At 58.9% G+C, this 25,103-nt stretch carries 25 protein-coding genes, 2 tRNA genes, 1 rRNA gene and 1 pseudogene; 16 read left to right on the forward strand and 13 right to left on the reverse strand.

The window, feature by feature from the left end; all coding sequences use genetic code 11:
• Positions 1–155: 155 nt before the first annotated feature.
• The 5 genes from AB4O22_RS25915 to AB4O22_RS25935 all read right to left on the reverse strand — a co-directional run bounded on the left by AB4O22_RS25915 (position 156) and on the right by AB4O22_RS25935 (position 5,023).
• Positions 156–231, reverse strand: a tRNA-Ala gene (locus AB4O22_RS25915).
• Positions 232–241: 10 nt separating this feature from the next.
• Positions 242–318: transfer RNA gene (locus tag AB4O22_RS25920), tRNA-Ile, on the reverse strand.
• A 123-nt stretch (positions 319–441) separates the two neighbouring features.
• Positions 442–1,978 (reverse strand): 16S ribosomal RNA (locus AB4O22_RS25925).
• A gap of 629 nt (positions 1,979–2,607) precedes the next feature.
• On the reverse strand, positions 2,608–3,828 hold the full coding sequence (locus AB4O22_RS25930; RefSeq protein ID WP_460097452.1) for a CaiB/BaiF CoA transferase family protein: 1,221 nt from the start codon (positions 3,826–3,828) through the stop codon (positions 2,608–2,610).
• Between the two features lie 13 nt (positions 3,829–3,841).
• On the reverse strand, positions 3,842–5,023 hold the full coding sequence (locus tag AB4O22_RS25935; RefSeq protein ID WP_460097453.1) for an acyl-CoA dehydrogenase: 1,182 nt from the start codon (positions 5,021–5,023) through the stop codon (positions 3,842–3,844).
• A gap of 156 nt (positions 5,024–5,179) precedes the next feature.
• Here AB4O22_RS25935 and AB4O22_RS25940 point away from each other — a divergent pair, with 156 nt between their 5' ends.
• The 10 genes from AB4O22_RS25940 to AB4O22_RS25985 all read left to right on the forward strand — a co-directional run bounded on the left by AB4O22_RS25940 (position 5,180) and on the right by AB4O22_RS25985 (position 15,014).
• Positions 5,180–6,076: a LysR family transcriptional regulator gene (locus tag AB4O22_RS25940; protein ID WP_003196450.1), complete on the forward strand. Its 897-nt coding sequence runs from the start codon at positions 5,180–5,182 to the stop codon at positions 6,074–6,076.
• 434 nt (positions 6,077–6,510) lie between these two features.
• On the forward strand, positions 6,511–7,632 hold the full coding sequence (locus AB4O22_RS25945) for a Re/Si-specific NAD(P)(+) transhydrogenase subunit alpha (protein ID WP_460097455.1): 1,122 nt from the start codon (positions 6,511–6,513) through the stop codon (positions 7,630–7,632).
• A 15-nt stretch (positions 7,633–7,647) separates the two neighbouring features.
• A complete protein-coding gene (locus AB4O22_RS25950) occupies positions 7,648–7,971 on the forward strand; it encodes an NAD(P) transhydrogenase subunit alpha part 2 (protein ID WP_003196446.1) in 324 nt (107 codons plus the stop codon).
• On the forward strand, positions 7,971–9,407 hold the full coding sequence (locus AB4O22_RS25955) for an NAD(P)(+) transhydrogenase (Re/Si-specific) subunit beta (RefSeq protein WP_003196445.1): 1,437 nt from the start codon (positions 7,971–7,973) through the stop codon (positions 9,405–9,407). Before AB4O22_RS25950 ends, AB4O22_RS25955 begins: the two co-directional genes overlap by 1 nt.
• A 199-nt stretch (positions 9,408–9,606) precedes the next feature.
• On the forward strand, positions 9,607–11,100 hold the full coding sequence (locus AB4O22_RS25960) for an acetyl-CoA hydrolase/transferase family protein (protein WP_223472793.1): 1,494 nt from the start codon (positions 9,607–9,609) through the stop codon (positions 11,098–11,100).
• A 319-nt stretch (positions 11,101–11,419) separates the two neighbouring features.
• Positions 11,420–11,635 (forward strand): DUF1127 domain-containing protein, encoded by a 216-nt coding sequence (locus AB4O22_RS25965; protein ID WP_003187014.1) that lies wholly within the window; start codon positions 11,420–11,422, stop codon positions 11,633–11,635.
• A gap of 340 nt (positions 11,636–11,975) precedes the next feature.
• Positions 11,976–12,293: a DUF2388 domain-containing protein gene (locus AB4O22_RS25970; RefSeq protein ID WP_003196441.1), complete on the forward strand. Its 318-nt coding sequence runs from the start codon at positions 11,976–11,978 to the stop codon at positions 12,291–12,293.
• A 106-nt stretch (positions 12,294–12,399) separates the two neighbouring features.
• The gene (locus AB4O22_RS25975; RefSeq protein ID WP_003196438.1) at positions 12,400–12,708 is read left to right on the forward strand and encodes a DUF2388 domain-containing protein; all 309 of its coding nucleotides are present in this window, start codon (positions 12,400–12,402) and stop codon (positions 12,706–12,708) included.
• Positions 12,709–12,735: 27 nt separating this feature from the next.
• Positions 12,736–13,056 carry a DUF2388 domain-containing protein gene (locus AB4O22_RS25980; RefSeq protein ID WP_003187020.1) on the forward strand — a complete coding sequence of 107 codons (321 nt, stop codon included), beginning with the start codon at positions 12,736–12,738 and terminating at the stop codon, positions 13,054–13,056.
• Positions 13,053–15,014 (forward strand): DUF7844 domain-containing protein, encoded by a 1,962-nt coding sequence (locus AB4O22_RS25985; protein ID WP_013691997.1) that lies wholly within the window; start codon positions 13,053–13,055, stop codon positions 15,012–15,014. Before AB4O22_RS25980 ends, AB4O22_RS25985 begins: the two co-directional genes overlap by 4 nt.
• An 83-nt stretch (positions 15,015–15,097) precedes the next feature.
• Here AB4O22_RS25985 and trpA read toward each other — a convergent pair whose 3' ends face one another.
• The gene (trpA, locus tag AB4O22_RS25990) at positions 15,098–15,910 is read right to left on the reverse strand and encodes a tryptophan synthase subunit alpha (RefSeq protein WP_003196433.1); all 813 of its coding nucleotides are present in this window, start codon (positions 15,908–15,910) and stop codon (positions 15,098–15,100) included.
• Entirely contained in the window at positions 15,910–17,142 is a 1,233-nt protein-coding gene (gene trpB, locus AB4O22_RS25995) for a tryptophan synthase subunit beta (RefSeq protein WP_003196431.1), read from the reverse strand. Before trpB ends, trpA begins: the two co-directional genes overlap by 1 nt.
• Before the next feature lie 112 nt (positions 17,143–17,254).
• Between trpB and AB4O22_RS26000 the strand changes: the two are divergent.
• Positions 17,255–18,171: pseudogene (locus tag AB4O22_RS26000) on the forward strand (LysR family transcriptional regulator).
• Here AB4O22_RS26000 and AB4O22_RS26005 read toward each other — a convergent pair.
• A complete protein-coding gene (locus AB4O22_RS26005; protein WP_003196426.1) occupies positions 18,144–18,470 on the reverse strand; it encodes an ElaB/YgaM/YqjD family protein in 327 nt (108 codons plus the stop codon). The pseudogene AB4O22_RS26000 and the gene AB4O22_RS26005 sit on opposite strands and share 28 nt — an antisense overlap.
• 155 nt (positions 18,471–18,625) lie before the next feature.
• On the opposite strand from AB4O22_RS26005, the gene AB4O22_RS26010 reads away from it, so the two are divergent.
• Complete coding sequence (locus tag AB4O22_RS26010) at positions 18,626–18,841, forward strand: dodecin (protein WP_003196424.1); 216 nt, start codon at positions 18,626–18,628, stop codon at positions 18,839–18,841.
• Between the two features lie 115 nt (positions 18,842–18,956).
• Positions 18,957–19,181 carry a DUF1161 domain-containing protein gene (locus tag AB4O22_RS26015; RefSeq protein WP_003196422.1) on the forward strand — a complete coding sequence of 75 codons (225 nt, stop codon included), beginning with the start codon at positions 18,957–18,959 and terminating at the stop codon, positions 19,179–19,181.
• A 54-nt stretch (positions 19,182–19,235) separates the two neighbouring features.
• On the opposite strand, the gene AB4O22_RS26020 is transcribed toward AB4O22_RS26015, so the two are convergent.
• On the reverse strand, positions 19,236–20,237 hold the full coding sequence (locus tag AB4O22_RS26020) for an LLM class flavin-dependent oxidoreductase (protein ID WP_460097457.1): 1,002 nt from the start codon (positions 20,235–20,237) through the stop codon (positions 19,236–19,238).
• 239 nt (positions 20,238–20,476) lie between these two features.
• Between AB4O22_RS26020 and AB4O22_RS26025 the strand changes: the two genes are divergently transcribed.
• Both AB4O22_RS26025 and AB4O22_RS26030 read left to right on the forward strand, forming a co-directional pair.
• A complete protein-coding gene (locus AB4O22_RS26025; RefSeq protein ID WP_003196419.1) occupies positions 20,477–20,908 on the forward strand; it encodes an OsmC family protein in 432 nt (143 codons plus the stop codon).
• Between the two features lie 149 nt (positions 20,909–21,057).
• Entirely contained in the window at positions 21,058–21,291 is a 234-nt protein-coding gene (locus AB4O22_RS26030) for a DUF1161 domain-containing protein (protein WP_003196417.1), read from the forward strand.
• A 6-nt stretch (positions 21,292–21,297) separates the two neighbouring features.
• Here the strand turns inward: AB4O22_RS26030 and AB4O22_RS26035 are convergent, their stop codons facing one another.
• Both AB4O22_RS26035 and AB4O22_RS26040 read right to left on the reverse strand, forming a co-directional pair.
• Complete coding sequence (locus AB4O22_RS26035) at positions 21,298–21,723, reverse strand: PA0061/PA0062 family lipoprotein (RefSeq protein WP_003196415.1); 426 nt, start codon at positions 21,721–21,723, stop codon at positions 21,298–21,300.
• A 40-nt stretch (positions 21,724–21,763) separates the two neighbouring features.
• Positions 21,764–22,177, reverse strand: a complete 414-nt coding sequence (locus AB4O22_RS26040) for a PA0061/PA0062 family lipoprotein (protein ID WP_003196412.1) — start codon at positions 22,175–22,177, stop codon at positions 21,764–21,766.
• A 58-nt stretch (positions 22,178–22,235) separates the two neighbouring features.
• Here AB4O22_RS26040 and AB4O22_RS26045 point away from each other — a divergent pair, with 58 nt between their 5' ends.
• Positions 22,236–23,327, forward strand: coding sequence for an aminopeptidase (locus tag AB4O22_RS26045; RefSeq protein WP_003196410.1), 1,092 nt, complete (start codon positions 22,236–22,238; stop codon positions 23,325–23,327).
• Between the two features lie 140 nt (positions 23,328–23,467).
• Here the strand turns inward: AB4O22_RS26045 and AB4O22_RS26050 are convergent, their stop codons facing one another.
• Both AB4O22_RS26050 and AB4O22_RS26055 read right to left on the reverse strand, forming a co-directional pair.
• On the reverse strand, positions 23,468–23,743 hold the full coding sequence (locus AB4O22_RS26050; protein ID WP_003177201.1) for an HU family DNA-binding protein: 276 nt from the start codon (positions 23,741–23,743) through the stop codon (positions 23,468–23,470).
• A 191-nt stretch (positions 23,744–23,934) separates the two neighbouring features.
• A complete protein-coding gene (locus AB4O22_RS26055; protein ID WP_003196408.1) occupies positions 23,935–25,083 on the reverse strand; it encodes an NAD(P)/FAD-dependent oxidoreductase in 1,149 nt (382 codons plus the stop codon).
• Positions 25,084–25,103: the final 20 nt, after the last annotated feature.

Consider the following 25,103-nt stretch of genomic DNA (forward strand, 5'->3'; position numbering starts at 1 on the left):
CCTTAGCCTGATCCGTTACCAGTGAAAGTAACGTTCAGTCTATCTTTCTATCACATACCCAAATTTTTAAAGAACGATCTAATCAAAAGACTAGAAATCAACATTCACCATCACTTTGATGGAATGCTCATTTCTAAGCTTTCAGAAGCAGTTTATGGTGGAGCCAAGCGGGATCGAACCGCTGACCTCCTGCGTGCAAGGCAGGCGCTCTCCCAGCTGAGCTATGGCCCCATTACAAAATTGGTGGGTCTGGGCAGATTCGAACTGCCGACCTCACCCTTATCAGGGGTGCGCTCTAACCAACTGAGCTACAGACCCAATTTCGAGCTTGTAACTGTTAGCTATGAGCTATCAGCTTGGAGCTTAAAGCTGCTTCTATCGTCTTCTTCAATGAATCAAGCAATTCGTGTGGGAGCTCATGAAGCAGCTGCGGTCGTCGATTAAGGAGGTGATCCAGCCGCAGGTTCCCCTACGGCTACCTTGTTACGACTTCACCCCAGTCATGAATCACACCGTGGTAACCGTCCTCCCGAAGGTTAGACTAGCTACTTCTGGTGCAACCCACTCCCATGGTGTGACGGGCGGTGTGTACAAGGCCCGGGAACGTATTCACCGCGACATTCTGATTCGCGATTACTAGCGATTCCGACTTCACGCAGTCGAGTTGCAGACTGCGATCCGGACTACGATCGGTTTTGTGGGATTAGCTCCACCTCGCGGCTTGGCAACCCTCTGTACCGACCATTGTAGCACGTGTGTAGCCCAGGCCGTAAGGGCCATGATGACTTGACGTCATCCCCACCTTCCTCCGGTTTGTCACCGGCAGTCTCCTTAGAGTGCCCACCATTACGTGCTGGTAACTAAGGACAAGGGTTGCGCTCGTTACGGGACTTAACCCAACATCTCACGACACGAGCTGACGACAGCCATGCAGCACCTGTCTCAATGTTCCCGAAGGCACCAATCCATCTCTGGAAAGTTCATTGGATGTCAAGGCCTGGTAAGGTTCTTCGCGTTGCTTCGAATTAAACCACATGCTCCACCGCTTGTGCGGGCCCCCGTCAATTCATTTGAGTTTTAACCTTGCGGCCGTACTCCCCAGGCGGTCAACTTAATGCGTTAGCTGCGCCACTAAGAGCTCAAGGCTCCCAACGGCTAGTTGACATCGTTTACGGCGTGGACTACCAGGGTATCTAATCCTGTTTGCTCCCCACGCTTTCGCACCTCAGTGTCAGTATCAGTCCAGGTGGTCGCCTTCGCCACTGGTGTTCCTTCCTATATCTACGCATTTCACCGCTACACAGGAAATTCCACCACCCTCTACCATACTCTAGCTCGACAGTTTTGAATGCAGTTCCCAGGTTGAGCCCGGGGATTTCACATCCAACTTAACGAACCACCTACGCGCGCTTTACGCCCAGTAATTCCGATTAACGCTTGCACCCTCTGTATTACCGCGGCTGCTGGCACAGAGTTAGCCGGTGCTTATTCTGTCGGTAACGTCAAAACACTAACGTATTAGGTTAATGCCCTTCCTCCCAACTTAAAGTGCTTTACAATCCGAAGACCTTCTTCACACACGCGGCATGGCTGGATCAGGCTTTCGCCCATTGTCCAATATTCCCCACTGCTGCCTCCCGTAGGAGTCTGGACCGTGTCTCAGTTCCAGTGTGACTGATCATCCTCTCAGACCAGTTACGGATCGTCGCCTTGGTGAGCCATTACCCCACCAACTAGCTAATCCGACCTAGGCTCATCTGATAGCGCAAGGCCCGAAGGTCCCCTGCTTTCTCCCGTAGGACGTATGCGGTATTAGCGTCCGTTTCCGAGCGTTATCCCCCACTACCAGGCAGATTCCTAGGCATTACTCACCCGTCCGCCGCTCTCAAGAGGTGCAAGCACCTCTCTACCGCTCGACTTGCATGTGTTAGGCCTGCCGCCAGCGTTCAATCTGAGCCATGATCAAACTCTTCAGTTCAAACATCTTTGGGTTTTGAGAAAACCCTAAACTTGGCTCAGCAATCGTTGGTTACATCTTTGATTTCTCGCGGAGTAACTTGTGATGCTGATAATCTGTTGACTAGCAGTCTGACTCCACAAGCACCCACACGAATTGCTTGATTCAGTTGTTAAAGAGCGGCTGGCTGAGTCTTTCGTCTCAACCGAGGCGCGCATTCTACAGCGCCCCGTGTATCTGTCAAGCGGTTATTTTCAGAAGTTTTCAAAGTTTCCTTTGCAACTTCAACCACTTGCGCTTCCGATCTCTCGTTAGCGGGAGGCGAATTCTACAGCGTTACTCGCTGCTGTCAACACCTCTTTTTCACCGCTTTCGACCGAGAAGATCGAACCGCTGATAGAGCCAAACAACACCGCTCTATCTGCTCCTTCCGGGCTTCGATGAACTGAAGCCCAACACCCTCGAAACTTACTTAACTCATTGAATCTCAAGGAGTTTTCCGTTTCGACTGCGCCGGAAGTGGGGCGAATTATAGACTTCCAGAATCTGCCGTCAACCCTTAATTTCGCTTTTCTATCAATAAGTTGCGCAACACGGGCAAACCCGCTGCTTTTGCCCTTAAGAACCTCCCTCTATATAGAAGAGAAGACTCAAAGAACCCCCGCCTCTCTGAACGCCGTCACCGCTGCTTGGTCCAGCCCCAACACTCGCTGCAGGACCTCCAGCGTATGCTCCCCTAATAAAGGGGGCGCATTGCGATATTCCACCGGCGTCTCGGAGAGTCGAATCGGACTCGCCACCTGAGGCACGCTACCAGCCAGTACGTGAGGCAATTCCATCGCCAATCCACGTGCCTGCACCTGAGGATCGGCAAACACCTGGGCAAGATCGTTGATTGGCCCACACGGCACACCCGCCTGCTCCAACTGAGCCACCCACTCGGCTGTGGTCTTGAACACCGTCGCCTGACGAATCAACGGAATCAACACCGCCCTATTCGCCACCCGCAGCTTGTTTGTGGCAAAACGCGGGTCGTCAGCCCACTGCGGTTGACCGGCAACCTCAGCAAATTTTCGGAACTGGCCGTCATTACCCACCGTAAGGATGAAATCGCCATCGGCCGTAGGAAAATCCTGATAAGGCACGATGTTCGGATGTGCATTGCCCAGCCGTTTCGGCGCGTTGCCCGTGGTCAGGTAATTCATCGCCTGATTGGCCAGGCAAGCCACTTGAACATCCAGCAAGGCCATATCGATGTGCTGCCCGCCGCCGGCATGATCACGATGCGCCAGCGCCGCCAAAATAGCAGCAGTCGAATACAGCCCCGTGAGAATATCCGTCAGCGCGACCCCCACCTTCACCGGCCCCGCACCCTCATCGCCCTCAGGGCGACCGGTCAGGCTCATCAAGCCCCCCAGCCCCTGAATCATGAAGTCATACCCGGCACGCTTGGCATAAGGGCCGGTCTGGCCAAACCCAGTGATTGAGCAGTAGATCAATTGCGGATTGATCGCCTTTAGCGACTCATAGTCCAGACCATAAGCCGCCAGCCCGCCAACCTTGAAGTTTTCGATCAGGATGTCGGACTTGGCCGCCAGCTCTCGCACCAGCCGCTGCCCCTCCGGACGCGTGAAATCGATGGTCACCGACTGCTTGTTGCGATTGGCCGACAGATAATAAGCAGCCTCGGTCGTGTTCTCGCCTCGGGCATCCTTCAGGAAAGGCGGCCCCCAGGCGCGGGTGTCGTCACCATTGCCGGGACGCTCGACCTTGATGACATCAGCCCCCAGGTCCGCCAGGATCTGTCCGGCCCACGGCCCGGCCAGGACCCTCGATAAATCCAATACCCGCAGATGCGAAAGCGCGCCCATGGACGTTCCCCTATTAATAGAACGCCTGGATACCGGTTTGCGCACGCCCCAGGATCAGCGCATGAACATCGTGGGTGCCTTCGTAGGTGTTTACGACTTCCAGGTTCACGAGATGACGAGCGACGCCAAACTCATCGGAAATACCGTTGCCACCCAGCATGTCCCTCGCCATACGAGCGATATCCAGGGATTTGCCGCAGGAGTTGCGCTTCATGATCGAGGTGATCTCGACCGCCGCCGTGCCCTCATCTTTCATACGTCCAAGACGCAGGCATCCCTGCAGGGCCAGCGTGATTTCGGTCTGCATGTCGGCCAGCTTCTTCTGGATCAACTGATTGGCAGCCAGCGGACGCCCAAACTGCTGTCGGTCCAGCGTGTACTGGCGAGCGGTATGCCAGCAAAACTCAGCTGCCCCCAAGGCGCCCCAGGAGATGCCGTAGCGCGCCGAGTTCAGGCAGGTAAACGGGCCCCTCAGGCCACGGACATCCGGGAAGATGTTCTCTTCTGGAACGAATACGTTGTCCATCACGATTTCGCCAGTGATCGAGGCGCGCAACCCGACCTTGCCGTGAATGGCCGGCGCACTCAGGCCCTTCCAGCCCTTCTCGAGCACGAAGCCGCGGATATCGCCGGCGTCGTCCTTACCCCAGACGACAAAGACGTCGGCGATCGGACTGTTGGTGATCCACATTTTGCTACCCGTCAGGCTGTAGCCGCCCTCCACTTTGCGCGCCCGGGTAATCATCGCGCCCGGGTCGGAACCATGGTTCGGCTCGGTCAGCCCAAAGCAACCGATCCATTCACCAGACGCCAGCTTCGGCAGATACTTCTGTTTTTGCGCCTCGGTACCGAATTCATTGATCGGCACCATGACCAGCGAGGACTGCACGCTCATCATCGAGCGATAACCGGAATCGACGCGCTCGACTTCACGAGCGATCAGGCCATAGCTGACGTAGTTCAGCCCACTGCCACCGTACTGCTCAGGAATGGTTGCCCCCAGCAGGCCGATCTCACCCATCTCGCGGAAAATCGCCGGGTCGGTCTTCTCATGACGAAACGCTTCCAGCACCCGCGGCGCAAGCTTCTGCTGGGCGAACTGCTCAGCAGTGTCGCGGATCATGCGTTCTTCTTCGGTGAGCTGCTGATCCAGCAACAATGGATCGATCCAGTTGAAGCTCGCTTTACCGGCCATGAAAGAGTCCTCGCCAATTAAATGAAAATCGTGGATTGATCCTAGGCGCGCTTTCCTACAAGGGCAAACGAGGATTGCGCACTATCTTGTGCTAATTTCTCACTCCGTAAACGCCATAAACCCCGTTTATGTCGATATTGAGTGAGGCTTGCGTACATGCGCCGTAAAATCCCCAGCACCACCGCCCTGATCAGTTTCGAGGCTGCCGCACGTCATGAGAGCTTCACCAAGGCTGCGCACGAGCTTTCTCTTACGCAGGGCGCGATCTGCCGACAAATCGCCAGCCTGGAAGACTTCCTCAGCGTGGAGCTTTTCCGACGCTCGCGTCGAGGCGTCAAACTGACCGAAGCCGGCCTTTCCTACAGCCGTCGAGTCGCCACCCAACTGGACGCCGTCGAGCGCGACGCTCTTTCAGTGATGGGACACACCGGTGCGAACGTGATCGAACTGGCCGTGGTTCCAACCTTCGGTACTCAATGGCTGCTACCACGCCTCAAGGATTTCCAGCAGCAGCATCCGGAAGTCACCGTCAACCTGACCAACCGCACAAGGCCCTTTCTCTTTGCGGACACAGAGTTTGACGCCGCCATCTATTTTGGTGATGCGGACTGGTCCGGTACCGAATCCCACAAACTGATGGGCGAAAATCCGATGCCGGTATGCAGCCCTACCTTACTGGGAGATCGGACGAGCCTGACACCAGAGGCCATCGCCGAATTGCCCTTGCTCCAACAGACCACTCGCCCGTATGCATGGCGCCAGTGGTTCAATGCCCAGAACCTGAACATTGCACGAGACCTGACAGGCCCGCGTTATGAACTATTCTCCATGCTTGCCCAAGCGGCCATGCACGACATGGGCATTGCGCTGATTCCACCCTTCTTGATCCAGCGCGAGCTGGCAGAGAAACGACTGGTCGTGGCCAACCGTAGCGCGCTATCGAGCATCAAGGCCTACTACCTGATGATTCCAGAGCGAAAGGTCGAATCCGCCTCTCTTCGAGCTTTTCGCGATTGGCTCGTGAAGCAGGCCACTAGCTATCTCCTTGATTAAAAAGAAAAAGCCTAAGACTTACTTAGGTAGTCAACTAACAAAGGTCGCTACAGATATAAGTTTATGTCGCATTCAGTCAATCTGTTATGAAGCCCGTGCAGTAGTCTCCAAAGCGTTTAAATACATGGCTTTGAGCCATATTGTGCAGCGCATCAGGGCCTATTCACCTGGCCGATGGGAAAAGTTGTCAATTTGAACCTGAATCCTTGGAAAGCACGGCCTACAAGGGATGCCGATCGATAATTGCGACATTCGGTCACAGGGTGACTTGTAGTTAATTTTCCGTCACCCGTCATAATCCCTTGAAGGGCTGAATTTTCGCCTGCAAAATGCCGCGCCCCGCCTGGTTTGGCGGGATCGTGCTGATCGGCCGCCCCAGCCGCACCATCCGAAGTGCCTGGGTTTACTCAATAAGATCACGCAGGAGATTTGACGTGCACATTGGTGTTCCCCTCGAAACCCAAACGGGTGAAACACGGGTTGCTGCTACCCCGGAAACCATCAAGAAGCTGATTGGCCAAGGCCATAAAGTCACTGTTCAAAGCGGCGCCGGCATCAAGGCCAGCGTTATCGACAGTGCCTATGAGGCGGCGGGCGCAACCATTGGCAGTGCCAGTGATGCATTCGGGGCCGAGCTGATTCTCAAGGTGGTTGCCCCCAGCGACAGCGAACTGACGCTGATCAAGAGCGGCACCGTTCTGGTGGGCATGCTCAATCCGTTCAACAACGAAACCATCGCCAAGCTGGCCGAATGCGGCATCACCGCTTTCGCCCTTGAGGCCGCGCCACGTACCTCCCGCGCCCAAAGCCTGGATGTGCTGTCGTCTCAAGCGAACATTGCCGGCTATAAAGCCGTACTGTTGGCCGCCCACCACTACCCGCGCTTCATGCCGATGCTGATGACCGCCGCAGGCACCGTGAAAGCGGCGCGCGTGCTGATTCTCGGCGCGGGCGTGGCCGGGTTGCAGGCGATTGCCACGGCCAAGCGCCTGGGCGCGGTGATCGAAGCCTCGGATGTGCGTCCGGCGGTCAAGGAACAAATCGAATCCCTCGGCGCCAAGTTCGTCGACGTGCCTTACGAAACCGACGAAGAGCGTGAATGCGCCGTCGGCGTCGGTGGTTACGCCCGGCCGATGCCGGTCAGCTGGATGCAGCGCCAGGCCCAGGCGGTGCACGAGCGCGCCAAGCAGGCGGACATCGTCATCACCACCGCATTGATTCCGGGCCGCAAGGCACCGACGCTGCTGAGCGCCGAAACCGTCGCGCAGATGAAACCCGGCTCGGTGGTCATCGATCTCGCGGCAGCCCAGGGCGGTAACTGCCCGCTGACCGTGGCCGATCAGGTGGTTGTCGAGAATGGCGTGACCATTTGCGGTCCGACCAACCTGGCCGGTGAAGTCGCGGCTGACGCTTCGGCGCTGTACGCCCGCAACCTGCTGGACTTCCTGAAGCTGGTCTTCACCAAGGAAGGTCAGTTCGACGTGAACCTGGAAGACGACATCGTTGCCGCGTGCCTGATGTGCCGCGACGGCCAAGTCATCCGCAAAAACGCCTAAGCAGGGATTCAGACAATGGAAGAGCTTATCTCCCCCGGTATCTACAACCTGATCATCTTCGTGCTGGCGATTTATGTCGGTTATCACGTGGTCTGGAACGTAACACCCGCGCTGCACACGCCGTTGATGGCGGTAACCAACGCCATTTCGGCGATCGTGATCGTCGGCGCCATGCTCGCTGCCGCGCTGACCGTAACGCCTCTGGGCAAGACCATGGGCACCCTCGCCGTGGCCCTGGCCGCGGTCAACGTATTCGGTGGCTTCCTGGTGACGCGCCGCATGCTTGAGATGTTCAAGAAAAAAGCCCCGAAAGCCGCAAAAGAAGAGGCGCCCAAGTAATGAGCATGAACCTGGTAACGACGCTCTACCTGATCGCGTCGATCTGCTTCATCCAGGCCCTCAAAGGCCTGTCGCACCCCACCACGTCACGCCGAGGCAACCTGTTCGGCATGCTCGGCATGGCGCTGGCGGTGCTTACCACTGTGGGCCTCATCTATAAGCTGGGCGCTGAGCTAGCGACAGCCGGCATCGGCTACGTCATCGTCGGCCTGCTGATCGGCGGCACCGCTGGCTCGATCATGGCCAAGCGCGTCGAGATGACCAAGATGCCGGAGCTGGTGGCGTTCATGCACAGCATGATCGGCCTGGCGGCGGTGTTCATTGCTGTCGCAGCGGTCGTCGAGCCGCAATCCCTGGGCATCGTCAAGCAACTGGGTGATTCGATTCCGGCGGGTAACCGCCTGGAGCTGTTCCTCGGCGCAGCCATTGGTGCAATTACCTTCTCCGGTTCGGTGATCGCGTTCGGCAAGCTCTCGGGCAAGTACAAGTTCCGTCTGTTCCAGGGCGCACCGGTACAGTTTGGTGGTCAGCACAAGCTCAACCTGATCCTGGGCCTGGCAACGCTGGGCCTGGGCCTGACCTTTATGTTCACCGGTAACCTCGGCGCGTTCGCCTTGATGCTGGCCCTGGCGTTTGTCCTGGGCGTGCTGATCATCATCCCGATCGGCGGCGCGGACATGCCGGTGGTGGTCTCGATGCTCAACAGTTATTCCGGTTGGGCCGCAGCAGGTATCGGTTTCTCGCTGAACAACTCGATGCTGATCATTGCCGGTTCGTTGGTGGGTTCGAGCGGTGCGATCCTCTCGTACATCATGTGCAAGGCGATGAACCGTTCGTTCTTCAACGTGTTGCTCGGCGGTTTCGGCAACACAGCAGATGCTGCTGGCCCGGCCGGTTCGAAAGAAGCCCGCCCGGTGAAATCCGGTTCGGCTGACGACGCGACCTTCCTGCTGACCAACGCCGACACGGTGATCATCGTGCCGGGCTATGGCTTGGCGGTGGCACGAGCGCAGCACGCGCTGAAAGAGCTGACCGAGAAGCTGACCCACCACGGCGTGACCGTCAAATACGCGATCCACCCGGTGGCCGGTCGCATGCCCGGGCACATGAACGTCCTACTGGCCGAGGCCGAAGTGCCTTACGACCAGGTGTTTGAGATGGAAGACATCAACTCCGAGTTCGGCCAGGCCGACGTGGTGCTGGTACTGGGCGCCAACGACGTGGTCAACCCGGCGGCGAAGAACGATCCGAAGTCGCCGATTGCCGGCATGCCGATCCTCGAGGCCTTCAAGGCCAAGACCATCATCGTCAACAAGCGCTCGATGGCCAGCGGCTATGCCGGCCTGGACAACGAGCTGTTCTATCTCGACAAGACCATGATGGTGTTCGGTGACGCCAAGAAGGTCATTGAAGACATGGTCAAAGCAGTGGAATAACACTCACGGCTTCGCCATCAACGCCCCGACTCGTCGGGGCGTTTTGATTTGTATCAAGGCCGAACGTTACCGATCCGGTAATAATGTTTTGCCTGAAACACCCGTAATAGAGGCCTTAAATGCGACCTTTGTAGCGGGTCGGGCACCGCGCGAATTCACTAGACTGCGCATCTTGCTTTCCAGCCCGAGATAACAACCTATGTACCGTGATCGCATCCGCTTGCCTTCGTTATTGAATAAAGTGATGAGCGCTGCCGAAGCAGCCTTGTTGATTCAGGACGGCATGACCGTCGGCATGAGCGGCTTTACCCGCGCCGGAGAAGCGAAAGCAGTGCCCCACGCCCTGGCTGAGCGCGCCAAGGTCACTCCGCTGAAAATCAGCCTGATGACAGGGGCGAGCCTGGGTAACGATCTCGACAAGGAACTCACCGAGGCCGGCGTGCTGGCGCGGCGTATGCCATTCCAGGTCGACAGCACGTTGCGCAAGGCGATCAACGCAGGCGAGGTGATGTTCATCGACCAGCATCTCTCGGAAACCGTTGAACAATTGCGCAACGGCCAGCTCAAGCTGCCCGACATTGCCGTGATCGAAGCGGTGGCCATCACCGAGCAAGGGCATATCGTACCGACCACATCGGTAGGTAACTCGGCCAGTTTCGCCATCTTCGCCCGGCAAGTGATCATCGAGATCAACATGGCCCACAACCCGAACCTGGAAGGGCTGCACGACATCTATATCCCGACTTATCGCCCGACCCGCACCCCAATCCCCCTGGTGAAAGTCGACGACCGTATTGGCAGCCTCGCTATCCCGATCCCGCCGGAAAAAATTGCCGCCATTGTCATCACCAACCAAGGGGACTCGCCTTCGACCGTCGCGTCACCGGACAGCGACACCCAGGCCATCGCCGATCATCTGATCGACTTCTTCAAGCAGGAAGTTGCGGCTGGGCGCATGACCAACAAGCTCGGGCCGTTGCAGGCCGGGATTGGCAACATCGCCAACGCCGTGATGTGCGGGCTGATCGATTCCCCGTTCGAAGACCTGACCATGTATTCCGAGGTTCTGCAGGACTCGACATTTGACTTGATCGACGCTGGCAAGCTGAGCTTCGCCTCCGGCAGCTCTATCACCCTGTCGAGCCGACGCAACGCCGATGTATTCGGAAATCTGGAAAGGTATAAGGACAAACTGGTCCTGCGCCCACAGGAGATCTCCAATCATCCCGAGGTCGTCCGCCGCCTGGGCATCATCGGTATCAATACCGCGCTGGAGTTCGACCTGTACGGCAACGTCAACTCCACCCATATCTGCGGCACTCGGATGATGAATGGCATTGGCGGTTCGGGGGATTTCGCCCGCAACGCCCACTTGGCGATTTTCGTTACCAAGTCGATTGCCAAGGGCGGTGCCATTTCCAGTGTCGTGCCGATGGTCAGCCATGTGGACCATACCGAGCACGATGTCGACATCCTGGTGACCGAGATCGGCCTGGCCGACCTGCGCGGCCTGGCGCCAAGGGAGCGGGCACGAGTGGTCATCGACAACTGCGTGCACCCGTCCTACCGCCAAGCTCTGAACGATTATTTCGAAGCAGCCTGCGCCCTGGGTGGACATACCCCGCACATCCTGCGCGATGCACTGAGTTGGCACGTCAACCTCGAAGAGACCGGGCGCATGTTGGCCGTCTGATACAGCTGGATCACCGCTATCGCAAATACAGTTTTGATTGAAGGCCGTCACCCGAGCCTGACTCGACAAAAACTGTACTGCTGTACCGGTGTTTTCTTACAGTCTTTTCCCACAAAACTTCTGTCAACCACCTAAATCGCACCATTACTGTGCAGATAGGTACAGTTGCCTCAATATTGACCAGTACACCGCTCTTTAACAGTTAACTGGTCTCTCACAATACAGGTGAACTGTATCTAGAGAGACTGGCCAAACGAGAGGATCATGGGCACCAGTTAAACCACTACCTAATCCCGCCACAAGCGGAAGGATGTCAACCATGGAACGTACACTCAGTTCCGAGCTGTTTTTCGAAGACAAAGCTGAAAAAAACCAGGCTTCCCTGCCTCTTCGCGTTATCGCTAACCTGATGTTGTGGCAGCGCCGCATCGCCAGCCGCCACCAACTGGCTCGTCTGGATTCGCGCCTGCTGGCTGACGCCGGTATCAGCGAAGCACAACGTTACGAAGAGCTGAGCAAGCCGTTCTGGCGCTAACTCAGCGTCGCTGGCCCTGACCCACCGGGTCCACCGCCAGCACCGAATTGAACAAACAAGACCCGTCGCGGGAAACCGCGACGGGTCTTGTCGTTTCCGGCCCTGTTTTTTGGAAGACCGGAGAGATATAACAGTTTCCAAGATCTTAACAACATACCAGTACAGTTCATCTTGAGCCGTAGCACCCAATGCGGGCATCATGCTGCCGATGACCGTCGCAAAGGCTGTCACCCAACGCGTTCTGTCCTAATATCGATGCGAACGTGGCGAAGCGAGTCGAGCATGCGTCTCCTCTTCCAGCTACACGCACCGGTATCCTCATCCTTCAAGGAGTTTTCTCATGATCCGTCTCCGCCTGCTCAGCGCAGTTGCCCTGCTGGCCGTAGCCGCCCACTCCAACGCCAGCAGCTTTATCGTCACCACTGACTCCATTGTCGGCGCACTCAAGGCCACGTCCGACGTGACCTCCGATGCAACCTCATCACTGCGGGACAACAAGATCGTTCAGGCCGCCCGTGATGATGCCGCCAGCTTCGTGGCCAGCGAAGGCGCCATCCGTGGTGTGAAACTGGAAAGTGCCCTGGATTACATCCGCCAGCAGGCACCGCAGCTCAACGCCACCGATGCGCAGCTGGCCCAGGCCATCCTGGTAATCTGATGCAACATGAAACATCGGGCACCCAATGGTGTTCCGATGTTTCAGCGCTGGCTCTGGCCCGCAGGTTTGCGCTAGCCTTCAGGCTCGCCATCAACCGTCGAGTCCCATGCGCTTTTACTCAGATCTGTTCATCGCGTCTTTCTTCGTAGTTTTTTGCTGGTCTGTTCCGGCCCATGCCTTCGATGTGTCCACCCAGCAAGTGGTGGTCAGCGTCTATGCCACGAGCATGGTGACCTCCGCGCCCTTCGACCATAAACTGATCGTCGCCGCTCACGATGACGCCGCGGCCTTCATTGCCAGCGACGGGCAGTTGCGAGGTGCACAGCTGGAATCGGCCTTGGATTACCTGCGCCGGACCCAGCCAAAACTTCACGTCAGCGACCTTGAACTGGCACAGGCAATTCTCGTCCAATAGTTATCCTTATTTCTCCGGAGTCGTTCCATGCGTAGCCCGCTGATTGCTGCCGCCCTAGGCCTGCTGGTGTTGGCCGATGTGGCCCAGGCACATACCCTGGTAGCCACCAGTAACATCATCGTTCGCGCTTCCCAGCGCACGATTGATTTCACTTCCGACACCACCACCTCCATCCGTGATTCGAAAATCGTCCGCGAAGCCCACGACGATGCAGCCAGTTTTGTCGCCAGCAATGGTGAAATTCGTGGCGCTCATCTCGAGGCCGCCTTCGACACCTTGCGCACCCGCGTGCCGGAAGCCCGCGACGCCAGTGACCAGGTTCTCGCCGAAGCCATCCTCGCATTGTGAGGCGGTTCGCCGCCTGGCTGGCGGCCGGGGTCTTGCTGCTCACGGGCAGCATGGCCCAGGCCGGCCTGCGACTGCACCTCAACGTCGAAGGACTGAGCCCGGCGCAACAGCAGGCCAGCCAGGCGCTGCTCGATGAAGCCATGCAGGCGCTGCCGCCGCGCTTCATCGAGCGGCTGGACCGACGCATCGATGTCGGCTGGACCGACCAGATGCCGGCCAACGCCTACGGCCAGGCCTCGCTGGTGTCGCAACTGGACCTCAATAGCAACCTGCTCGACAGCCTTGTCGACGGCAGCGCCGCGACGCAAAAGACCCGTCGCCCCCATGGCACCGTACGACGGGAAATGCTCGCCACCGTTTTGCACGAACTGACCCACATTTATGACCGCTCGCGTCTCTGGCCAGATCCCGAGCGGGCGCTGATCCAGCGTTGCACTCGACGCAACAGCAGCGCCGGGTTGATCGGTCTTCCCGATGAATGCCGGGGCCAGAACGACCGCCGCTTCACCCTCAGCGATGATCCGCGCTTGCTGGACCTCGCCGGCTGGCCGCAATACGTCGGCCGTCGCGGAGAGCGGGAACAGCACAACCGCCAGGTCGCCCGCAGCCCGGACCTCTATGAAACGAGCAGCCCCAAGGAGTTCGTCGCGGTCAATATGGAGTACTTTCTCCTCGACCCGAGCTACGCCTGCCGACGTCCCGCCCTGTATCGCTATTACCAGGAACACTTCGGCTGGGCACCCGCCGCCAAGGACACCTGCGCCAAATCGTTCGCGTTCCTCAATGCTGGCAACGACTTCGCCAAGACACCACTGGGCAAGGTCGATCCAGAGCGGGTCTATGCCATTGATTACCTGCTGGCCGAAGCCAACCAGAACTGGGTGAGCCGCTGGGGCCACAGCATGCTCCGGCTGGTGATCTGCGCACCAGGTCGCCCACGTGGCCCGGACTGCCGACTGGATCTGGACCAACACCTGGTGCTGTCGTACCGCGCCTTCGTCGGCGATGTGCAGCTATCGAGTTGGGACGGGCTGGTCGGCAAATACCCGTCGCGCCTGTTCGTATTGCCGTTGGCCCAGGTGATCGATGAATACACCAAGACCGAACTGCGCAGCCTGGCGTCGGTGCCGCTGAACCTGTCGCGCACCGAGATCGAGGAGACGGTCGAGCACGCCGCCGAAATGCATTGGAGCTACGACGGCAACTATTACTTCCTGTCCAACAACTGCGCCGTGGAAAGCTTGAAGCTGTTGCGCAGCGGCAGCAATAACGAGCAGCTCAAGGGCCTGGACAGCATCATGCCCAACGGCTTGCTGGAAGTCCTCAAGGGCCGGGGCCTGGCGGATACCAGCGTGCTGGATGATCCCAAGGAAGCCCTGCGCCTGGGCTACCGCTTCGACTCATTCCGCGAGCGATACCAGGCGATGTTCGATGTGCTGAAGAAGTATCTGCCGATCAAGCAACAAACGGTGGAGGACTGGCTGGCCCTGGACGCCGCCGAACGCCGCGTCTGGTTCGAACAGGCCGACCTGCGCACCAGCGCGGCGCTGTTGCTGTTGGAACAGGCCAGTTATCGTCGGCAACTGTTGTTGGCCCAGGATGAAGTCAAACAGCGTTATCTCGGAGCCCGTGAATTGCAGAATGGCGGCATGGAAAGGGCTAATGCAACGCTGCAGCAGATCCTCGCCAACAGCGGCTTCCTGAGCCGTCCGGCCGAACTGCTGGGCAGCAGCGGCTATGGCTTGCCGCAACCCAGCGAGTGGCAACGCTTGGAGTCGGAAAGCAGCTTGCGCCAGAAACAGCTTCAAACGCTGACAGGTGACCTGGACAAGGAAGTCCGGGCATTGCTTGAGCCGAGTCGCGCCGCTGAAATTGCTGCCAGCGAGGCCAATGTGAAAGCGATCGGCGAGCATTTGCGCAGACTGCACAAGGCCGGGGGCGGGTTGGAATTGCCCTGACGTGCACTGCTTGAAGCGATAACAAAAAGGGGTTCAGAACCAAGTTCTGAACCCCTTTTTTCATGCTGCAGGACGATCAACAATCAGCTGACACGCGCCTTGCGCACACCATCGGCCAGGGCGGCACACAAGCTCAACACGCCATCGATTGCCTGTTCCGACGTATCGGCATTGGCGATATGGTCGATCAGCGCCGAGCCAACCACCACACCATCAGCCAATCGTGCGATGGCCGCAGCCTGCTCCGGCGTACGGATACCGAAACCAATGCTGATCGGCAAATCGGTGTGGCGACGCAAGCGCGCCACGGCTTCTTCCACATGCTCCAGCGTCGCGGCACCGGCACCGGTCACACCCGCCACCGATACGTAATATACAAAGCCGGAACTACCATTGAGCACCGTTGGCAAACGCACGTCGTCGGTGGTTGGCGTGGTCAGGCGGATGAAGTCCAGGCCTGCTGCCTGGGCCGGTTCGCACAGTTCGCTGTTGTGCTCGGGCGGCATGTCCACAACGATCAGGCCATCCACACCAGATTCCAGCGCCTCGCCAATGAAACGCTGCACGCCATAACGGTGGATCGGGTTGAAGTAGCCCATCAGCACCAACGGCGTCTCGCTGTTGTCTTTGCGGAACTCACGAACCATCTGCAGGGTTTTCGCCAGGTTCTGCTGGGCGCCCAAGGCACGAATGTTCGCCAACTGGATCGCCGGACCGTCGGCCATCGGGTCGGTGAACGGCATGCCCAGCTCGATGACATCGGCACCGGCCGCTGGCAGGCCCTTGAGGATTGCCAGCGAGGTGTCGTAGTCCGGGTCGCCAGCCGTGACGAAAGTCACCAGGGCGGCGCGGTTCTGTTCCTTGAGTTCGGCAAAACGGGTTTGCAGGCGGCTCATCAGTGTTTCTCCTGCTGGGACTGTTCCATGTGGTGCATCACGGTTTGCATGTCTTTGTCGCCACGGCCGGACAGGTTGACCACCATCAGGTGATCCTTCGGCAGGTTCGGTGCGCGTTTGAACACTTCCGCCAGGGCATGGGCGCTTTCCAATGCAGGAATGATCCCTTCCAGTCGGCAGCATTTGTGAAAGGCTTCCAGAGCTTCGGCGTCGGTCACCGAGGTGTACTGGACGCGACCAATGTCGTGCAACCAGGCGTGTTCCGGACCGATGCCGGGGTAGTCGAGACCGGCGGAAATCGAATGGGCGTCGATGATCTGACCATCGTCGTCCTGCAACAGGAAGGTGCGGTTGCCGTGCAGTACACCGGGGACGCCGCCGTTCAGGCTCGCCGCATGCTTACCGGTCTCGATGCCATAACCGGCGGCTTCGACGCCGATGATCTCGACGCTCTTGTCGTCCAGGAACGGGTGGAACAGGCCCATGGCGTTGGAGCCACCGCCGATGCACGCCACCAGGCTGTCCGGCAGGCGACCTTCCTGGGCTTGCAACTGCTCGCGGGTTTCCTTGCCGATCACAGCCTGGAAGTCACGCACCATCGCCGGATACGGATGCGGGCCAGCCACGGTACCGATCAGGTAGAACGTGCTGTCGACGTTGGTGACCCAGTCGCGCAGGGCCTCGTTCATTGCATCTTTCAGGGTACCGGTGCCAGCGACCACTGGGATCACTTCAGCGCCCAGCAGCTTCATGCGAAACACGTTGGCCTGCTGGCGCTCGATGTCGGTGGTGCCCATGTAGATCACGCAATCGAGGCCAAAACGCGCGGCCACCGTGGCGGTGGCCACACCGTGCATGCCGGCGCCGGTCTCGGCGATGATGCGTTTCTTGCCCATGCGCCGCGCCAGCAGGATCTGGCCGATGCAGTTGTTGATCTTGTGCGCGCCGGTGTGGTTCAGCTCCTCACGCTTGAGATAGATCTTGGCACCGCCGCAGTATTCGGTCAGGCGCTCGGCGAAGTAGAGCGGGCTCGGACGTCCGACGTAGTCGCGCTGGAAGTAGGCCAATTCTTCGAGGAACGCCGGATCTTCCTTCGCCACTTCGTATTCGCGGGCCAGATCAAGGATCAGCGGCATCAGGGTTTCGGCCACATAGCGGCCACCGAACGCACCGAACAGGCCGTTGGCATCGGGACCGCTGCGCAGGTTGAAAGGGGTCGTAGGCTGGGTCATCGGGCGCTCCAAGCAAATGCGTTGAAAGACAATGAGGCTCACTCTACCCCTGACATCCGCCACTGAAAACCGATAAGATCGCCACAACCTGTCAGAAAAACTCACAGATAACATGAGCCACGACCTTCCCCCCTCAACGCCTTGCGCGCCTTCGAGGCCACCGCCCGCTTGAACAGCGTAAGCCAGGCGGCCGAACAGCTGCACGTCACCCATGGCGCTGTAAGTCGACAGCTGAAGGTGCTGGAAGAGCATTTAGGTGTCAGCCTGTTCATCAAGGATGGACGCGGCTTGAAACTCACAGATGCCGGCATGCGTCTGCGCGATGCCAGCACTGACGCGTTCGAGCGGTTACGCAGCGTGTGCGCGGAGCTGACGCAAAGCACGGCCGATGCCCCGTTTGTCCTGGGCTGCTCGGGAAGCTTGCTGGCACGCTGGTTTATTCCCCGCCTGGGCAGGCTCAATGCCGACCTGCCTGACTTGCGCCTGCACCTGTCCGCCGGCGAGGGCGACCTGGACCCCCGGCGACCGGGACTGGACGCCTTGCTGGTATTCGCCGAACCACCCTGGCCGGCCGACATGCAGGTGTATGAACTGGTGAGCGAGCGGATCGGCCCCGTGATGAGCCCGCACTACGTCGGATTCGCCCGCTTGCAGGCCGCACCGACCAGCGCATTGCTGGACGAATCGTTGCTGCACACCACCTCCCGCCCACAGGCCTGGCCGACCTGGGCACAGCAAAACGACCTTGATCCCCGGGCATTGAAATTCGGGCAAGGATTCGAGCATCTGTATTATTTGCTGGAGGCCGCCGTAGCGGGGCTTGGCGTGGCGATCGCGCCCGAGCCGCTGGTGGCCGAGGACGTGCGTGCCGGTCGCCTGGTCGCGCCGTGGGGTTTCGATGAAACGGCGGCGCGACTGGCGTTGTGGCTACCCAAGCGAGCCGCAGATGGACGCGCTCGGCAATTGGCCCAGTGGCTCAGGCATGAGCTGAGCCAACCGACTCAGTCTCCGCGTTTGCACAGCAAGTAAGCAGCCAGCAAACCAAGCGCACCGACCGCGACGCCGGCCGTGGTCCATGGATGTTCCTGCGCGTAGTCGCGTGTGGCGATCCCGGTTTCACGGGTTTTCACCTTGACCTCTTCATACGCGTCGCTGAGCAGATGGCGAGAATGTTTCAGGGCGTTCTCGGCATTGGCCTTGAGCGACTTGAGGGTCTTACGCGACTCGTCCGAAGCGTCGTCCTTCAGGCTTTCCAACGACTTGAGCAGACTCTCGATCTCCGCTTCCATGCTTTGCAACGAGGCTTTGCGTAACGAATTGCTGGCCATGGTGGCTCTCTCCTGCAGTGGTTGAGTGGCGTGTGTGAATTGGGACTGCGGCCGTTTCTGAAAGTGCAGTAAATCTGAACTTCAGCGCGTAAACGGCGACACACGTATGACGAAAAATCGCTGCTAGGCTGTTAAAAACAACCAAGGAGAACCTCATGAGTGATCATCACACTTACAAAAAAGTCGAGCTGGTCGGTTCGTCTCCCACCAGCATTGAAGACGCCATCAATAATGCCCTGGCCGAGGCCAGCAAAAGCCTCAAGCACTTGGAGTGGTTCGAAGTCACGGAAACCCGCGGACACATTGAAAACGGCCGGGCCGCGCACTTTCAGGTCACCCTCAAAGTCGGGTTCCGGATTGTGAATAGCTGAGGAGCGATGAACTTGCACGCTGGCGGAGTGCCATAGGGAATGGCGATGCGCTATGGTATGCGCATTCTGTTTTGCCAATACCTGCCCTATTTGATCCGACCATGGAGTGCGAGCGATGAAAAAGTTGATGGTAGCCCTGGGTTTGCTGAGCCTTGCCGGTGGCGCGTTTGCGGCCGGCAAGCCCTGCGAAGAGCTGAAAAGCGAAATCGCAGCGAAGCTGGATGGCAAGGGCGTGTCAGGTTATTCGCTGGAAATCGTCGATAAGGGCGCAGCGGCTGACGGACAAAAAGTCGTCGGCACCTGTGAGGGCGGCACGAAAGAAATCGTCTATAAAAAATGATTCTTTTCGAACGTCAAAGCCGACGCAGTGCGTCGGCTTTTTTATGCGCGTCATTCAGCCTTTCATGACCTGCGCCAGCAACTCGTATGAGTGCAAACGATCGGCATGCTCATACAGGTCACTGGTGAAAATCAGCTCATCGGCCTGGGTTTGCTCAATCAGCACCTCCAGCTTGGCGCGAATCTTCTGCGGACCGCCGACCATGGCCAGCCCCAAGAAATCGCCAACCGCTTCTTTCTCATGGGGCAACCAGAGGCCGTTCATGGTTTCGACCGGCGGACGCTGCACCAGGCTCTGGCCGCGCATCAACGCCAGGATCCGCTGGTATACCGACGTCGCCAGGTAATCGGCCTGTTCATCCGTGTCCGCCGCCACCAGCGGCACGCCGAGCATCACATAAGGCTTGTCGAGCACCGCCGACGGCTTGAAGTGGTTGCGGTAGATGCGAATTGCCTCGTGCATGTAACGCGGTGCGAAATGGGAGGCGAATGCGTAGGGCAAACCGCGTTCACCGGCCAATTGCGCACTGAACAGGCTCGACCCCAGCAACCATACCGGCACATTGGTCCCGGTGCCGGGCATGGCGATGATGCGTTGGTCCGGGGTGCGCGGGCCGAGGTAGCGCATCAGCTCGGCCACGTCTTCAGGGAAATCGTCCGCGCTGCCGGAGCGCTCGCGACGCAGCGCCCGGGCAGTCATCTGGTCGGAACCGGGCGCACGCCCCAACCCCAGGTCGATTCGACCCGGGTAGAGGCTTTCCAGCGTGCCGAACTGTTCGGCGATGATCAACGGCGCGTGATTGGGCAACATGACGCCGCCGGAGCCGACACGAATGGTCGAAGTCCCCCCCGCCAGATACCCCAGCAGCACCGCCGTCGCGGAGCTGGCGATACCATCCATGTTGTGGTGTTCGGCTACCCAGAAGCGGGTATAACCGTATTTTTCCACGTGCTGTGCCAGGTCCAGCGAGTTGCGCAAGGACTGGGCGGCATTGCCATCGGCGCGGACAGGCACCAGATCGAGGGTTGAGAATTTCACTTCGGACAGCTGTGTCATGGGCCGGGATCTCCAACGGCGTTCCGGGCTTTTCCCGAGGGCAAAAGCCTGCCGTTTCTAAAGGTGTGTTCCATGCAATGTGGGCATATACCCGAGTTTCAATCCCTGCGAAGAATTTTCCTACTAAATTCGTCGGCTAATCGACAAGGTGAACTTTTCCGGGCGGTCTATCCTCACAACCCAGACAGTTAAAAAAATACCCAGGCGCGTCTCTCGCGCCGGATCTTCAGGAGGCAGACATGGCTATCATCAAGAAAGCATCGGCTCATTGGGAAGGTGACCTGAAAACCGGTATCGGCTCCATTTCCACGGAAACCGGTGTGCTGCGCGAAGCGCCCTATGGCTTCAAGGCGCGCTTTGAAGGCGGCAAGGGCACCAACCCGGAGGAATTGATCGGCGCAGCCCATGCCGGCTGCTTTTCCATGGCCTTTTCGATGATCCTCGGCGATGCCGGGCTCAAGGCCGACAGCATCGACACCAACGCTGAAGTGACCCTGGACCAGGTCGATGGCGGTTTCGCGATCACGGCAGTCAAGTTGGTACTCAAGGCGAAAATCCCCGGCGCCAGCCAGGCGCAATTCGACGAACTGAGCAAGAAGGCCAAGGAAGGGTGCCCGGTTTCCAAGGTACTGAACGCCCAGATCACCTTGGATGCGACGCTGGTGAACTGACGCATGAGAGGGTCGCAGCCTTCGCAGGCGCTGCCGAAGGCTGCGATTTCTTGAATACGGTCGAGCTGTTTACCCTGGCGCAATTATGATCGAATGAAGCCTGCAGTTTCAGCGCACAGGCAGTGCGCGCTGCCATGAGGAATTCGAACATGAAACGATCAGCCCTGGTGGTCATCGGTTGCGCATTCGCTGCCTCAGCCCTTGCAGCCCCCAAATCCTGCGAAGAGCTGAAAGCGGAAATCGAAGCGAAGATCCAGGCCAATAACGTGTCGTCCTACACGTTGGAAATCGTCACCAACGACGAAGTCCACGACCAGAACATGGTGGTGGGCACTTGCGAAAACGGCACGAAGAAAATCATCTACCAGAAGAACGACCGCTAGGACGCCCTACGGAACGCAATTGACTTGTCGCTCTTCGGCCACGATTTGACGCTTGGCATCATAGAGCCGAGCGCTGGGCGTGAACGCCAGGTTGCGAGCTTCCAATCGATAGCGCTGGCCGGCCTCGAAATGGTCATAACGCACGAGCATGTAGCACAGCCGCTCCTGCGGTTCGGCTTGCATACCCAGCCCACCGCCGCTAAACACCTCGAAGTCGAAGCGCACTTTCAGTTCGTGGCTGCCCGGCGAAACCTGAAAGAACCGTCCGTCTCGCAGTCGCTGGCCATCCAGGCCCTCAGCCATCAGCATTTTGCCGCCCGGCATGGGGGTAGCGAAATCGATCCACGCCATGTTCGAATCGACCTGGGGCAGCGGGCTCGTTGCACAACCGCTCATGGAGACCAGGGCCAGTAACAGCAGACGTAAGCGCATGGTGAGTTTCCTGACAATCAGGCATTGAGCATAGCGCCAATCAAGTTTGTTGGCAGCCCGCCGGTGTACCTTGCCCCACCACCTTGCGTTGCCGATCGTAAAGCTTGGCCCATGGCCGGAAACCGATGCTGCCGGCTTGCAACTGGTAACGTTGGCCCGCGTTGAAGTCCTTGAATTTCACGTTCAACCGGCAATCACGCCACAGCGGCTCGGCATCCGGGCCGATGTTGCCGGGCTCGACGGCAAATTGATAACGCACCGTCAGTTCATGGCTGCCGGGTTGCACTTCGAAATAGCGCCGGTCAATGGACGTCTTGTCATCGACCTTTAGCGCTTGCAGCGCGGTGTCCTGCTGGTTTCCCAGGTCGATCCACGCTTGGGATGGATCAGGATCAGGCAAACCGGCACAACCGGTCAGCAGCAACAGGCCGCTCGTCAGCATCAACACGCGCATAGCGAAGCTCCAGGCAAGCGAGATAGTCTTGTGGGCAGACTTCCCAGGGTGATTCCAATTGATCAGGCCGCATTCAAGCCATCGGTTACTCGACCGTGTTTTCCGGATTTTGTTTCCAGGCCTCCTGCTTTTGTTACTGAACGGTTGCACAAGCGCCGGTTATTACAGCCAGCTCGTCGGTGGGCAACTGCGGTTGTTGCAGGCCCGGGAGCCTATCGACCAGGTCATTGCCGACCCTGCTCGCGATGCCCAACTGAAGGCGCACCTGGCCCAGGCGCGTGAGGCACGGACGTTCGCCAGTGATCATCTGCATTTGCCGAACAATAAAAGCTATCGCCTGTATGCAGACATTGGCCGACCGTTCGTAGTCTGGAATGTCTTCACCACGCCAGAGTTTTCCCTGGCGCCGCAAAATCATTGTTTCCCCATTGCCGGTTGCGTGGCTTATCGCGGTTACTACAGCCAGGGAGCCGCCCGTGGCGAGGCCGCATTGCAGCGCTTGCAGGGCATGGACGTGTCGATCGGTGGTGTAGAGGCCTACTCGACGCTGGGCTGGTTCAACGATCCGATCCTGAGTTCGATGATGCATTGGGGCGACGAACGCCTGGCGACGCTGATCTTCCATGAACTGGCGCACCAGCGCTTTTATGTAAAGGACGACACCGAATTCAATGAGTCCTTCGCCACCTTCGTCGAGCAGGAAGGCAGCCGGCAATGGCGAGCCAGTCGAGGGCTGGCGCCGGATAACGGCAAACAGGTGCGCCAGCGCGACCAATTCATCCAATTGATCCTCGACACCCGCCAGCGCCTGGAAAAGCTCTACACCCAACCCCTGCCAACCGAACAGATGCGCCAACGCAAGGCACAGGCATTCGAACGCCTGCGCACCGACTATGAGCAGTTGCGCGACACCCAATGGAGCGGCGACAAACGCTACGATGCCTGGGTCTATGCCCCACTGAACAATGCGCGGTTGCTGCCGTTCGGGCTGTATGACCAGTGGGTGCCGGCGTTTGCGGCGCTGTTCAGACGGGAGGGCGGGGACTGGGTCGGGTTTTATGCGGCGGTGGAAAAGCTCGGCAAATTGCCGATCAATGAGCGCAAGGCGGCCTTGAAAGCGTTGGCAGCGCCGAAGACTTCCGCGGATTAGGCGGACATCATCGCGAGCAGGCTCGTTCCCACATTGGATGCCTCGCCATGGCCAGCCCAGCACAAAAAAGGGCATATCGATTCATCGGTATGCCCTTTTGATTGCCGCTTCCTTCCCCCTGGCCGAGGTACTTGCAGCAATTACGGGTTGACGCTGTCTTTCAGGAACTTGCCTGGTTTGAAGGCAACGGTGTTGCTGGCCTTGATCTTCACCGGCTCACCGGTCTGTGGGTTCTTGCCAGTGCGGGCGCCGCGGTGGCGTTGCAGGAAAGTGCCGAAGCCCACCAGGGTGACGCTGTCCTTGCGGTGCAGGGCGCCGGTGATTTCTTCCAGGACGGCGTTAAGGACGCGGTTGGCTTGTTCTTTGGTGAGGTCTGCTTTTTCCGCGATGGCGGCGGCGAGTTCTGGTTTACGCATGAATGAAGCCCCTTTGACGGTTTTTTTGTTGTTATGTCCGTGCCGTTCTCTTTGGAACGGCCCCTAAGGCGCCGCAGGCTCTACTCTGCGGCAGACGGGAGTGAGGATGGCACGCTGCCGAAAACGGCGCCAGTGGCCGGGCGACCTTTGTGGGACCAAAAGTAGGGTTTTTGCGACAGAACGACCAGTATTTACGCCAGCAGGGGTGGAAGTTCCTTGTTCAGAGCCAGTTTCTCCATCACCGCCGTGCCTGTCAGGGCGTAGCCCAGCAGGTTGCCTTGCGCGTCGCGGCACAGCGCCTTGATGTCCGCGCCCTGCCCTTCGACGCTCCACACGCCCTCGCTGCCTCGCGGTGGTGGCGATACCACCAGTGGGCACACCGGGGTTTTTACCGTAATCGGCATGGCGCCGTAGCTGACGGCCGTCGGGTTGCCGGCCAGGGTCTGCGCCAGGGCCCGGGCGCAGCTCATCAGCGGCATGACATACAGCAGATTCAAGCCATCGACCTCGGCGCAGTCGCCCAGGGCGTAGATGTTGGCGTGTGAGGTTTTCAGGTGACGGTCGACCACGATGCCGCGGTTGATCACCAGGCCCGCCGCGGCTGCCAGATCGATGCGTGGGCGCAGGCCGATGGCCGAGACCACCAGGTCACAGGCAATCACCTGGCCGTCGGACAGGTGCGCCTCCAGCCCGTCGGCGACCTTCTGCAAGCGGTTGAGCACCGGGCCCAGGTGGAAACGCGCGCCAAGGCTTTCCAACCCGGCCTGGACCGCTGCGGCAGCGGCCGGGTGCAACAGCGTCGGCATCACTTGCTCGCACGGCGCCACCAGTTGCACTTCGTAGCCGCCCAGGCTCAAGTCATTGGCAAACTCGCAACCAATCAGGCCGGCGCCAAGCAACAACACCCGACGCTTGCCAGCGGCCGCGGCCCTGAAGCGTGCGTAGTCTTCCAGGTCGTTGATCGGAAAAATCAGCTCCGCCGCATCGCCCTGCACCGGCACGCGCACGGTTTCGGCGCCCCAGGCCAGGATCAGGTCACGGTAGCTCACCGCCTCTTCGCCGATCCACAGCCGCTTGTGGCCCGGATCGATGCCGCTGATACGGGTGTGGGTGCGAACTTCGGCCTTGAGTTGCTCGGCCATGGCCCCCGGTTCGGCCATGCTCAGGCCGTCGGCATCCTTGTTTTTACCAAAGCCTGTGGAGAGCATAGGTTTGGAGTACGAGCGACCGTCGTCCGCGGTGATCAGCAGCAGCGGGGTTTCGCTATCGAGCTTGCGAAACTCCCGGGCCAGGTTGTAACCGGCCAGCCCAGTACCGACGATAACGACAGGTGCACTCATGTTGCTCTCCATTTGATGAA

The sequence above is a fragment of the Pseudomonas sp. S3_B11 genome (assembly GCF_054667715.1).